Annotated in this window: 15 protein-coding genes; 5 read left to right on the top strand and 10 right to left on the bottom strand. The window is 34.1% G+C overall.

Annotated features, from left to right (window positions below):
- Position 1 precedes the first annotated feature (1 nt).
- Together KPL75_RS24080 and KPL75_RS24075 are read right to left on the bottom strand one after the other, a co-directional pair.
- A complete protein-coding gene (locus tag KPL75_RS24080) occupies positions 2 to 661 on the bottom strand; it encodes an oxidoreductase (RefSeq protein ID WP_219918069.1) in 660 nt (219 codons plus the stop codon).
- Positions 662 to 777: 116 nt separating this feature from the next.
- On the bottom strand, positions 778 to 1,002 hold the full coding sequence (locus tag KPL75_RS24075) for a hypothetical protein (protein ID WP_219918068.1): 225 nt from the start codon (positions 1,000 to 1,002) through the stop codon (positions 778 to 780).
- Positions 1,003 to 1,200: 198 nt separating this feature from the next.
- On the opposite strand from KPL75_RS24075, the gene KPL75_RS24070 reads away from it, so the two are divergent.
- Together KPL75_RS24070 and KPL75_RS24065 are read left to right on the top strand one after the other, a co-directional pair.
- Positions 1,201 to 2,151 (top strand): metal ABC transporter substrate-binding protein, encoded by a 951-nt coding sequence (locus KPL75_RS24070; RefSeq protein ID WP_219918067.1) that lies wholly within the window; start codon positions 1,201 to 1,203, stop codon positions 2,149 to 2,151.
- A gap of 227 nt (positions 2,152 to 2,378) precedes the next feature.
- Positions 2,379 to 2,849 (top strand): GNAT family N-acetyltransferase, encoded by a 471-nt coding sequence (locus tag KPL75_RS24065; RefSeq protein WP_219918066.1) that lies wholly within the window; start codon positions 2,379 to 2,381, stop codon positions 2,847 to 2,849.
- A gap of 14 nt (positions 2,850 to 2,863) precedes the next feature.
- Here KPL75_RS24065 and KPL75_RS24060 read toward each other — a convergent pair whose 3' ends face one another.
- The 3 genes from KPL75_RS24060 to KPL75_RS24050 form a co-directional block, all read right to left on the bottom strand.
- The gene (locus tag KPL75_RS24060) at positions 2,864 to 3,610 is read right to left on the bottom strand and encodes a VOC family protein (protein WP_219918065.1); all 747 of its coding nucleotides are present in this window, start codon (positions 3,608 to 3,610) and stop codon (positions 2,864 to 2,866) included.
- A gap of 18 nt (positions 3,611 to 3,628) precedes the next feature.
- Positions 3,629 to 4,153, bottom strand: coding sequence for a PadR family transcriptional regulator (locus tag KPL75_RS24055; RefSeq protein ID WP_219918064.1), 525 nt, complete (start codon positions 4,151 to 4,153; stop codon positions 3,629 to 3,631).
- 118 nt (positions 4,154 to 4,271) lie between these two features.
- Complete coding sequence (locus KPL75_RS24050) at positions 4,272 to 5,222, bottom strand: CobW family GTP-binding protein (RefSeq protein ID WP_219918063.1); 951 nt, start codon at positions 5,220 to 5,222, stop codon at positions 4,272 to 4,274.
- Between the two features lie 164 nt (positions 5,223 to 5,386).
- Here KPL75_RS24050 and KPL75_RS24045 point away from each other — a divergent pair, with 164 nt between their 5' ends.
- Positions 5,387 to 6,289, top strand: a complete 903-nt coding sequence (locus KPL75_RS24045; protein WP_219918062.1) for an aldo/keto reductase — start codon at positions 5,387 to 5,389, stop codon at positions 6,287 to 6,289.
- A 23-nt stretch (positions 6,290 to 6,312) separates the two neighbouring features.
- Here the strand turns inward: KPL75_RS24045 and KPL75_RS24040 are convergent, their stop codons facing one another.
- Both KPL75_RS24040 and KPL75_RS24035 read right to left on the bottom strand, forming a co-directional pair.
- Positions 6,313 to 6,897, bottom strand: coding sequence for a GNAT family N-acetyltransferase (locus KPL75_RS24040; RefSeq protein WP_219918061.1), 585 nt, complete (start codon positions 6,895 to 6,897; stop codon positions 6,313 to 6,315).
- Between the two features lie 84 nt (positions 6,898 to 6,981).
- Positions 6,982 to 8,445, bottom strand: a complete 1,464-nt coding sequence (locus KPL75_RS24035) for a flavin monoamine oxidase family protein (protein WP_219918060.1) — start codon at positions 8,443 to 8,445, stop codon at positions 6,982 to 6,984.
- 177 nt (positions 8,446 to 8,622) lie between these two features.
- Between KPL75_RS24035 and KPL75_RS24030 the strand changes: the two genes are divergently transcribed.
- Complete coding sequence (locus KPL75_RS24030) at positions 8,623 to 8,817, top strand: DUF3896 family protein (protein WP_219918059.1); 195 nt, start codon at positions 8,623 to 8,625, stop codon at positions 8,815 to 8,817.
- A 104-nt stretch (positions 8,818 to 8,921) separates the two neighbouring features.
- Positions 8,922 to 9,923, top strand: a complete 1,002-nt coding sequence (locus KPL75_RS24025; RefSeq protein ID WP_219918058.1) for an LLM class flavin-dependent oxidoreductase — start codon at positions 8,922 to 8,924, stop codon at positions 9,921 to 9,923.
- Positions 9,924 to 9,975: 52 nt separating this feature from the next.
- On the opposite strand, the gene KPL75_RS24020 is transcribed toward KPL75_RS24025, so the two are convergent.
- The 3 genes from KPL75_RS24020 to KPL75_RS24010 all read right to left on the bottom strand — a co-directional run bounded on the left by KPL75_RS24020 (position 9,976) and on the right by KPL75_RS24010 (position 12,185).
- Positions 9,976 to 10,917 carry an alpha/beta hydrolase gene (locus KPL75_RS24020; protein ID WP_219918057.1) on the bottom strand — a complete coding sequence of 314 codons (942 nt, stop codon included), beginning with the start codon at positions 10,915 to 10,917 and terminating at the stop codon, positions 9,976 to 9,978.
- A 252-nt stretch (positions 10,918 to 11,169) separates the two neighbouring features.
- Complete coding sequence (locus KPL75_RS24015) at positions 11,170 to 11,634, bottom strand: DUF3939 domain-containing protein (RefSeq protein ID WP_002148591.1); 465 nt, start codon at positions 11,632 to 11,634, stop codon at positions 11,170 to 11,172.
- A 107-nt stretch (positions 11,635 to 11,741) separates the two neighbouring features.
- Positions 11,742 to 12,185, bottom strand: coding sequence for a Dps family protein (locus KPL75_RS24010; protein ID WP_219918056.1), 444 nt, complete (start codon positions 12,183 to 12,185; stop codon positions 11,742 to 11,744).
- Positions 12,186 to 12,309 lie beyond the last annotated feature (124 nt).

Below are 12,309 nucleotides of genomic sequence, written 5' to 3'. Positions count from 1 at the left end.
CTTATTTTATCTCTATAATATCGTTTGAACTATAAATATGAATACCAGATTCTTCACGCAGCGCTATTATATACATTCCTTTCGCCACATCTTTAGCTGAAATTGGTTTATACTTTTTAAAAGCCCCTTTAAATATAAACGGAAGAATACGAGATAATTTCTCAGCCATTCTTTCCCCAAAACGATATTCTTTTCGATTTCCAACTAATAATGACGGCCTGAAAATATGTATGCCACCAATAACTAGCTTTTTCAGTTCCTCTTCCATTCTTCCCTTCACTTGCGAGTAAAAGAAAAATGATTTAGGTTTTGCTCCCATTGATGAAATAACAAGAAAATTTTGCACGCCTTGTTTTTCAGCTAAGCAGGCAGCTCGCAATGTATATTCATAATCGACTTTTTTAAAATTCGCCTTCGACTTCGCTTTTTTTATCGTTGTTCCTAAACAACTAAAAACATCATCTACTGCAAAAAATTCTTTATATTCCTCTAATACTGAAAAATCCACCTGTTTCTGTTGCAATTTCTCATGCTGTAATTGTAATGGTTCCCTTACAAAAATAGTAACCGAATCGTAGTAATCTGAGTCAAGTAATAGTCGCGTTATTTCTTGTCCAACTAACCCACTTGCGCCAAGTACTAACGCTGTTCGCTTATTCATATATGTGTATACCTCTTTATTTACTATTCTCTCCTATAGCTAATCGTCGCTAACAGGAGTTTCCGTTCTCCCATTTTACCATAAGTAAAGCACTATGCGTATGCATAGTGCTTTACTTACTCTTTTTTCTTTTCTTTTTCTTCAGCTGGCAATTTCGTAATTGTTGTAGCATCCCCTAAATTACTTATTAGTTTTCTTAAAAAAATTAAAACAAAAGATAACGGCAAAACAACCGCAAGTATTAAAAAGATAGCCTCCATAATGTAACCCAAGCGCTCATCCCCTTTTTTCTGCTCCCTCCCAATATATGAAAGTAACATTGTCACATATGCACCAATCATAAAAATTAATACCTTTCTTTTTGACAGATTTATTACAAAATCAAATCGTAATGATTATTATTTATTGCAACTTTCATAAAGATGTATTATACTAGGTTCGCGAGCTAAAACGTAATTATTCCGTTTTGCATTGAAATGATATTTTTCTTCTATAATTGGGGAAGATATATCCGTAAAAAAAGAAAAGAGGAGAACTTCATGCCTAAAAGATTGACTATATTTTCATTCTTACTTATTTTCACTTTAATTTTTACTGGCTGCTCAAATAAAAAAGAAGATACTGCCAAGAAAGATGGAAAACTAACTGTTTATACAACCATTTTCCCACTTGCTGATTTCGCAAAAAAAATTGGTGGTGATTATGTAAATGTAGAAGCAATTTACCCACCTGGTGCGGATTCTCATACATTTGAACCAAGTCAAAAACAGACTGTACAAATCGCAAAAGCCGATTTATTCGTTTATAATGGTGCAGAATTAGAACCATTTGCCGAAAAAATGGAAAAATCATTAAAAAAAGAAAACGTAAAAGTTGTAAATGCATCTAAAGATATCGAACTTCGTGCTTCATCTGAAGAAGAGCAGCACGATCATGGAGACGGTCATAAAGAAGATGAACATCACCATGATAAAGACCCACACGTTTGGATAGATCCTACTCTGGCGATGAAACAAGCAGAAAAAATTAAAAATGCACTTGTAGAATTACAACCTGAACATAAAAATGAGTTCGAAAAAAACTTCGCAGCACTACAAACAAAATTCACTGATTTAGACGATCAATTTAAAGCTGTTGTTGCAAATGCAAAAACAAAAGAAATATTAGTTTCACATGCAGCTTATGGCTACTGGGAACAACGCTACGGTCTAAAACAAATTCCAATCGCTGGAATTTCAGCGTCTGATGAACCATCTCAAAAACAGCTTGCTGACATTACAAAAACAGTAAAAGAACACGGTTTAAAATATATTTTATTTGAGACATTCTCTACTCCAAAAGTAGCGTCAGTTATTCAAAAAGAAACAGGTACAAAAATTTTACGCTTAAATCACCTTGCTACTATTTCTGAGGATGATGCTAAGAACAATAAAGATTATTTCACATTAATGGAAGAAAACGTGAATACATTGAAAGAAGCTACTAACTAATCAACTTTTTATCCCGTATTAACGGGCAGTAAACACCCGATTGGTGCGGGCTGATAATCAGCGGGGGGATGAACAAACCCCCACTGATTAAAGTTTCACTTTATAAGAAGCTGAATATGCCATTCAGCTTCTTTTTTGTTTGTTCTCACTTGACTTGAACAAAATAACAAGTAAAATTATCCATATTAGCTTTTAAGCTATATTAATCTAGAAGGTGAGTTGGAATTATGACTCTTCACATTAGTGAAGTAACAGCAAAAAATTGGCGTTCAGTAGCTGCTTTACACGTCGCAAAAGACCAGCAGCAATTTATTGAAAGCAATGCGTTTTCTTTAGCAGAATCATTATTTGAAGGAAACGGAACGTCAGTAGGTTTATATGATGGAGAAACACTTGTAGGGTATGCAATGTATGGATGGTATTGGGAAAAACGTAAAAGTGTCTGGTTAGATCGCTTTATGATTGATCAACAATATCAAGGAAAAGGATACGCAAAACGTTTCCTTCGCATACTCATTCAATTCTTACAAGAAAAATTTGAATGTAAAATAATTTATTTAAGTTTACATCCTGACAACAAACTCGCAATGGGACTATATGAATCATTTGGCTTCCGTTTAAATGGTGATATTGATGACGAAGGCCCAGTTGTAGGTGTTGTAATGGAATTACTAATAGATGAAAATACAAGCCTGTGAAAACAGGCTTTTTATTATTTATTTATTAATGTCACATTTTCTATATTTAATTTTTTCTTCCTATGTGCTTCGCTTTTGCAATCTAGTATTATCTCCGTAAAATGCTCATTCGATTGAATTAGATGAATCATTTGATTGCTTAAACGTATTACTATTTCTTCTTCCTCATTTGTAACATCTGAAAATAGACAACTAATAATGTCTCTATCTTCATTTGTTATTTCTCCATATAATTTCACCGTATTTATCCCTGTAATTCCCTGTTCCAAACTATTTGGATACATATATTTCTCCATATATTCTCTGCTCTTTTGATCGTCCATTTGTTGTAGAAAGAATTGAAACGGCATCCCCTTCATCGGCTGTATGTATGCATTTTTCCACGGCATAGTTTTCTTAAATAAATTAAAAAACCACTTGTAGTGTAATGGTTCTGGTTTTGTAATTTCAATTCCACCTTCTATCATTTTCCCATACACTTTATCTATATTTTCAACATCAATTGCCAGTCCGATGAGTCCCCTATGGCCATCACAATATTTCTGAACCCACTCTTGTACCCAACCACCCCCATCTTTTGTTTTTACTCTTACTAATTCTAAATATTCTTTTCCAATCCATATGTTAGATACTTTAAACCCTTTCGTTCCCTTTCCCCATTTCGGAACATATGGAAGCCCGATAGAATGTACATTTTTAATCGTTTCCTTATTTTCTTGTATTTCTTTATTTATATTTATAACAAGATGATCGATTTTCATATTCTTCCCACCACATTTTTAGTTTTTTAATAGTTTCTCTAACCTATGAATAAATCGAAGTTGCATCTCACATTGTTCATACATATTTTCGAAAATTAGTTTCACATACGCTGGCGCGTTATCTTTTAGTCTTTCTCCTTCCCTCATCTCTTCATAAGTAGATCGTATTTCACTTTTCTGCTCTTCTAGAGCTTCTAAAACCTCCTCTCTCATACTCTCTTCTTCTGACAGAAATGTTAACGCTGTATATAGATGTTTCGGAAACATAACTGAAGTTTTTTGAAACGACTCCTTTAATAACCTTTTAAATTCTTGACTTCCCTTTTCTGTAATACAATATATCGTTTTCGACCGTTTTCCGGTCATTTCAATTGCTTTAACTTGAATGAAATTTTCATTTTCCAATTTTTTTAATGCGTGATAAATAGAAGCTGGGAAAACTTCCGCCCATTTTTTACTTTGCACCATATTTAGCGCCTGCTGTATTTCATAACCAGATAGCGACTCCCTTTTAGTAAGCAATCCAAGAATCATTAAACGCACCTTTTCTCCCCCTACCCCTAACAAAATACTAAATGTTTAGTATTTTCAGGTTATTTTAATACAAATTCCAATTTTAGTAAACAAAAAAACCAAAAAAAAGCCTGCAATATACGCAGACTTATTTCACACACTCCCCGAAATGTTCTTGGAACCATTCTTTATTAATATCTTTTCCGATGAACACTACTTCACTTACTCGCTCTTCGCCCTCTTGCCACTCTCTATCGTACGAAGCAGCAAACAATGTATGTACACCTTGGAAAACAATTCTTTTATCTACTCCGTCAATAGATAATATCCCTTTGTAACGATATAAATACTCCCCTAGCTCTTGCACGACAGCTGACATCCACTCATTCAGTTTTTGTAAATCTAACGGACGCTCTTCACGTAGTACAAACGATTTTACACCTTCTAAATGGTTATGTTCTTTATGAGGGTAAATTTGTAACGTATCTTTCGTTTTAAACGTTTGAATTTGTAGTAACGATGGTATATCTACCTCACAGTTAGTCGTCTCGATTAATTTTGCAGTTGGATTAATTCCTTGCAGTTCATGTACGAGACTTTCTTTCTCATTTTCTTCAATTAAATCTAATTTATTTACTAACACAACATCAGCAAAGGCAATTTGTTCTTTTGCTTCTAGTCCCTTTTCAAAATGTTTATGTATATGATAGCTATCTACAACTGTTACAACACCGTTAATTTGGTATGCAGATTGAATAACTGGATCTAAAAAGAAAGTTTGAATAATCGGACCTGGATTTGCAAGACCTGTTGTTTCAATTACTAATCCATCAAATTCCATTTCCCCTTCTGCTTTCACATCCAGTAATTGTTTTAAAGCAACAAGTAAATCTTCACGCACAGTACAGCATAAACAGCCATTTGTCATTTCCATAATTTCTTCTTCAACATTCATAATCAATTGATTATCGATACCAATTTGTCCTATTTCATTTACAATCACCGCTAATTTCTTACCGTGATTTTCTGATAAAATACGATTTAATAAAGTCGTTTTCCCTGATCCAAGAAAACCAGTTAATATTGTTACTGGAATCATCTCTTACATCTCCTTATAGCTCTATGTTTCTACATTATAGCATATAGAGAAAATCGTTTTTGTAGCAAAACATATTTATTGTATGTATAACCGGGTAACTATATAATAGTATGTAGCAAGAAAGCCTTTTCAAAATATTATCATTCATCAAGGAGGTACTTAAAATGGAACGAGTTCAAATGGCCGAAACACTGGAATTTTCTCGTATTATTCAAGGATTTTGGCGTTTAGCAGAATGGAATATGACGAAACAAGACTTACTTTCTTTTATTGAATCTTGTATGGATATGGGGATAACTACTTTCGATCACGCTGATATTTATGGTGGATATAAGTGTGAAGGATTGTTTGGAGAAGCACTACAACTCAAGCCTTCCTTACGCGAAAACATGCAAATTGTCACAAAATGTGGAATCGCTCCCCCATCACCGAAATTTCCAGAGCGATATGTTGCTCACTACAATACGAGTGCTGAACATATCATAAAGAGCGCGGAGGATTCATTACAAAACTTACATACAGATTATATTGATGTATTACTCATCCATCGTCCTGATCCATTTATGGATCCAAATGAAGTGGCAGAAGCTTTTTCACGCTTAAAGCACGAAGGAAAAGTACGTCACTTCGGTGTCTCTAACTTTATCCCTTCACAATTTAATATGTTGAGTTCATATTTGGATTTCCCACTCATCACAAATCAAATTGAAGTATCTGCGATGCAGCTCGAGCATTTTGAAAAAGGTACAATTGATTTATGCCAAGAAAAACGAATCAATCCAATGATTTGGTCACCTCTTGCTGGTGGTGACATCTTTACCGGTCAAACTGAACGTGCTGTACGTGTACGTGAAACACTGCAAAAAGTTGCTACTGAGCTAGGTGTTGATAGCATCGATACTGTTATGTATGCATGGTTACTTGCTCATCCAGCTAAAATGATGCCAATCGTTGGCTCTGGTAAATTAGATCGTGTAAAAACGGCCGCTCTTGCTACAAAAGTTAACTTAGATCGTCAACAATGGTTTACAATTTTTGAAAGCTCTAATGGACATCCTGTACCATAATATAAAGAAGAAGAGCTGTTTCTTTACAGCTCTTCTTTTTCATATGTATTTCTCGTCATTGCAAATACACACATATCCCTTAATCCATTTCCATCTACCGCAGCACTCGCACTTTCTAAAATCCCCTCTAATTTAAAACCTAATTTCTCAGGTATCGCTCTACTCTTCTTATTTAGAGAATCACAACGAATTTCTACGCGGTTTGCTTTCAGTTCAGAAAAAGCATAATCCGTTATACCTTTCACAGCCTCTACCATATAGCCTTTTCCACTAAATCTCGAATCAATCCAATACCCGATTTCAAATTGAGGTATATCCCAATTAATACGATGTAATCCGCTAGAAGCAATAAATTCACCTGTTTCTTTCGAGAATACTAGCAATCTCAAATCTTCTCTTTGTAAAAATTGAATATGCGATTTTCTTATACTCTCTTCTATTTCTTCCTCTGTTTGCTCTTTTTGTGCAAAAACCATCCAAGGTTTTAATTCTTGTATTGAAGCTTGAATTGCGTCATATACAACTTTACCATCGCCTGGTTTCGGCATTCGAATAAAAAGCCTGTCAGTATAAAATTCAGAAGAAAAATCGAATAATAACGGATTCACTGTAAACACTCCCTATAATTCTTTTATATATAATAATATCCATCTCAAGTTATACAGTAAAGAAATTTCTGAATTTTAAACATTTTATTCATCCACTTCTATCGCTACACGAACTCCAGACTCAATCGCCCCTTGAATCCATCCGTGATATAACGTTGTATGATCTCCAGCAAAGAATACTTTCCCCTCTGGCTTTACAATCACTGGTTGTAGCTCAGATTCTTGACCAGCTTGAAAAAGGGCAAATCCTCCAAGCGCATATGGATCCAATGTCCAACTTTTTGATATTCCAGACATGAACTCATCATATACTTGACCACCTAATATCGTTGCTAAGTTGTGCAATGTGTAATAAATACGATCACCCTTTGATAACCCATCCCATAACAACGCATCATAAGACCATGTATAGCTTCCTAACATCATAGCAGGTCCTTTCTCTCCAATTCCATGGCTTGGATAATAGGCGTAACGAATTGGCAAATCTGTTATAATTCTGCCACCTAATTGCCCTTGTTCTTCCCAAAATCGACTTTTAAATTGAATGCCTATTTTCGTCGCAGGCATATAATGCAATTCACGAATTGCTTTCCACTTTTCATGAGATATAGAATCAAATGGATCTACTTCCACAAAACGCATTGTCGAAAACGGAATTGTAACAATAACTAAATCCCCTGTAATACTACTATATTCAAAAGTTTCCTCGTTTCGGTAGAAAGCCGTCACACCGTTATCGTGTTGATGTAGCTTCATTAATTTTTGATTATAAATAATATTTTTTTCTAATTGCGGTAAAAAAGACTTTGGTAATCTATCGTTTCCACCTATTATTTCACAAAATCCGCTCTCCTCTTGCATAATGTATAAAAAACGTAACGTCTCAACGAATGACCTTTCTAAAAAACCTTCTAAATCTAATAGAACACCAATCATCTCAATCGTTACTGGTGAAAAATAAGTATTATATTGATAAGGGTGGTACTTTAAAAATTGTCCTGTAGAGTATCTTCCAAAATCCTTTACTACAACATCCCAATTTTTATCTGGGTTCTTTTTTATAAAATTTATAATGGGCTGTACCGCTAACAATAATAGTTCCTCAGACGTTTTCCCAACTTCGTTCATTTCCACAGGATATCTTAAAATAGTTGGATCTTTTTCGTATTGTTTTAATGTCGTTTTCCGACCATTTACGTAGATGATATCTGTCTCATTCCTATTAATAAAAGGGCTCACCTGTAGTCCAAACTTTCTTATATATGCCATCGTTAATGTGTGCGAATATGGAATTCTCATCGCTCCAACATCTAAATATAATCCGGTATCCTCCATTCTAACTGTCTCTATGCGGCCACCTACACGATTGTTTGCTTCAAAAATCTTCACTTCATGTCCTGCAGCCTTTAATAAAGATGCCGAAACTAATCCAGCCATGCCTGCCCCTACTACAATAATTTGTTTCGGACGTGTCGTCTTCTTTAATCCATTATTTATAACTTGTAACGTTTCATCCATCTCAGTGTTATACATAATATCTTTCTGCACAATTCCACCCCTTACTTCATAAAATGTGCATTAGTGGTTTAGTGCATTTTATTCATAAATCCCCTTAAACATAACACCATAGCAATTGGAATATTCATTAAAAGTACATAAGGTATCACTCTCACTCCTCTTCACGCTTCGTATAATATAGCAACTGTAAAGAAGGAGTGGTTAAAAATGAAACAACATACTTATGATTACCACGCTACAAAAAAGCATTTGGAATTAAAGAAACAACACCTATGCAACAAACTTAGTAGTATGAAACTATCTGAAAAAGAACGTGAACAGATGAAACGTGAAATTGATAACTACGAATATATTTTAAACTTAGTCGAAATGAATCATTATGAACGAGGGTTTTCTCGTTAAAAGCGGATATAAAACTATCCGCTTTTTTGTGTGAGCATTTCATTACGCATTTTTCATAAGTAAATATATAATAGGATGTACATTAAGATTGAGAGGTATATTCTATGATCAAATTAAGTGTATTAGACCAATCACCTATTTCAGATGGTAGCACAGCAGCCCAAGCTTTTTCACATACAGTTACGCTTGCACAAGAAGTTGAAAAACTCGGATTCACACGTTTTTGGGTATCCGAGCACCATAATTCAGTTAGCTTAGCTGGTTCAAGTCCAGAAATACTCATTTCACATATTGCCGCGAAAACTGATCGTATTAGAGTTGGTTCTGGTGGTGTTATGCTGCCACATTATAGCCCATATAAAGTTGCCGAGAATTTCCGCGTTTTAGAAGCACTTTATAGGGGCCGCATCGACCTTGGTGTCGGGAGAGCACCTGGTGGTATGCCGATAGCAACTCGCGCACTTCAAGAAGGTAAAATGGTCTCACTTGATCAATATCCAGAACAAATTGCAGATGTTGCTATGTACTTACATGATCAAGTACCAGAAAACCATCATTATGCAAACTTAAAGGCTACTCCAGTTATCACAACATCTCCTGAAATGTGGATGCTCGGTTCTAGCGGAGAAAGTGCAATGATTGCCGCAAAGCAAGGCGCTTCTTTTGCATTTGCACAATTCATTAACGGATACGGTGGCCCTGAAGTAATGAGGGCTTATCAAGAACAATTCCAACCTTCCTATTTAGGTGATAAACCAAAATCAATCGTATCTATTTTTGTTATTTGCGGAGAAACAAACGAAGAAGCAGAGAAGATAGCATCAAGCCTTGATTTATCGATTTTACTATTAGAACAAGGAAAACGGACTACTGGTACTCCTTCTATCGAAACTGCTCAAAATTATTCGTATAGTGCTTATGATCTATTCCGCATAAAAGAAAATCGTCAACGTATGATCGTCGGTGATCCGTCTTCTGTGAAAGAAAAAATATTAAACTTAAGCAAAGCGTATAATACTGACGAATTTATGATTGTCACGATTACTCATCAATTTGAAGATAAATTAAACTCTTATCGCCTATTGGCAGACGCTTTTAATTTATAATAACGAAAGGGAGATGCATCACATATGATGCATCTCCCTTTCTTACTACCAATCAATTGTTTTTGCTTCCTATATATTCAATAGCTTCTTTTAATAACTCATCAAAATTATGAGGATAATCATGATTTAAGTTAGGCACAATTTTATACTTATGTTCTATATTTTTATCTTTTAGTAACTGTACAAATCGCTGCGTGCATTCGAAACAATCTTCATCTTGATCCCCACATATTATATAGCCTTTTATACTTTTATCATGTAATATTCCAATCATCTCTTCCCATTTTTCAATTTCTGGGAGCCACGGTGCCACAAAAATAAAACCGTTCACTTCTATTTCACCTTGTAACATGGAATGTAACGCTACTCTTGCCCCAGCAGAAAAGCCACCAATAATAATATTTCCAAATGTTTTATTCACTTTAATCTTATTATAATGTTCTTTTAACTCTTCTCTTCCTCTTTCGATACTATCCCAAACATATCCATCTGAAAATTGAATTTGGGAAGATTGAGGCACTGCCAGCATAAAACCTTGTTCCATTACAGAGTTCCAATATGGTTCTATTATTTGTATATTTTCTTGATCCCCATGCAGTGTTATTAGTAGATTTTCATGTTGTTTGCTGTATTTATATTTCAGGTCTGCTTGTTCCGATTTCTTTGCTAATTCTTCTCTTTCTTTACATAATTGAACCATTCTATGAAACTCTTCAAATTTATGTAGTGGTTTTAAATCATCATCGGAAATTAAATACTCACTTCCGTACCAGAATCCATTTTCTATAATTGCTTTCTTCATTAAATGCAACGCTTCTTCTTCAAGTCCTGCTGCACTTGCTAATGCATATTTAAAATTATATATTTGTGCTTCATTACCCATTACATCTTTAGCATTTTTCATTATATAAGAATACGCTTCAAAACTTCCTTTATTTGCATAACAATCTAGCGTTTCATTTAATAACTTAATATAAGTCATACTATTTTTCATACAGAAATCCCCCGTAACCTTTATAATAATTGTTTCTCCAATCTTCCTATCATTCTAGGGTCACGGTATAAGTAGTTAAATTCTACAATTCAACTTAACAATACTTGATCCTCAGAATGATATTTAATAATTAATGTATGTATACGCATAATACACCACTCCTTCCTATCCAGTAGTTGTATTATAAAGTTAAATAGACTGAAAAATCAATATTTTAATGAAAAAAAGACAACAATAATATTATTGTTGTTCTCATAACATCTGCCCACTATTCTTTTTTTTCTTATCTGGTTTACTTGAAACTAAATAATGCTTTTCTGAAATATATAAGTTTCTTTTTAACATACGATTTAAATATGGTCCTAGCTTCACTCCGCATATGAGGCGATCTTCGCTATCTTCAACAATTGGGAACATTTCTTTTTCTGTTACATATTGATCTACGGCCTTTTGTACGATATCAATTTCTTTAACTAGGTTTAAATTTTCTTCTGTATGCTCAAATACCTCAAGTGTTTCCTTCGTAATAAGAAAAAAATTGGTTGGAAATGCAGGTAAATAAGGCTTTAACAAATCATAATTTACTGTGTAATCATTATTTACTAAGACTGTATAAACAATATTAGCATTCGTTTCTAGAAACTTAGCCATCGCTTGCTCTAATTCGTCTTTCGTAATTTCCCGCTCTTCTTTTCCAGTTCTGAAAAAGCGAAACATCGCATCGCCTCCTTTTTACTATATTATAGCATAAAAGAAAACTGAAAAATCAAAAAAACTCTATTGAAAGAATTTTTCAATAGAGTTTTTCTTTAATCAATTTATGTTTATTTTAAGAATGCACTTAACATCCACACATGTTGTTCTAATGTCGTATGAATTGCTAATAGCATATCAGCTGACGTTTCATCACCAGCTTCATCAGCTACTTCCATACCTTCTTTTAATTCTTGAATAAGTGCAGAAAAATCGTTTACTAAAGTTTGTACCATTTCTTCTGCAGACTCTTTTCCTGTCCCTTCACTCACAGTAGAAGTTGCTAGATACTCTTTCATTGTCGCTAACGGTTTTCCTTCTAACGCTAAAATACGTTCTGCTAACTCATCAATGTAAGTCCCTGCTTCATTATAAAACTCTTCAAATTTCTCATGTAATGTAAAGAAGTGTGGTCCTGTCACATACCAGTGATAATTATGCAATTTCACATATAACACATTCCAGTTTGCTACCTGCTTGTTTAATACTTCAACAACATTTGTTTTCGTACTCATACAATCCACTCCTCTTATCATTTTATAATTATTATCTTTTAATAACTTAATTACATTTTACCATACATTTCCTACTCTTCCGAATGAACAGCTTATATGTAACAAAGTTTTAACAACCTTAATA

The sequence above is a fragment of the Bacillus sp. NP247 genome (genome assembly GCF_018966865.1).
Taxonomy (GTDB): Bacteria; Bacillota; Bacilli; order Bacillales; family Bacillaceae_G; genus Bacillus_A.
The sequence above is the reverse complement of the archived record's forward strand: the minus strand, read 5'-3'. Positions and strand labels throughout refer to the sequence as shown.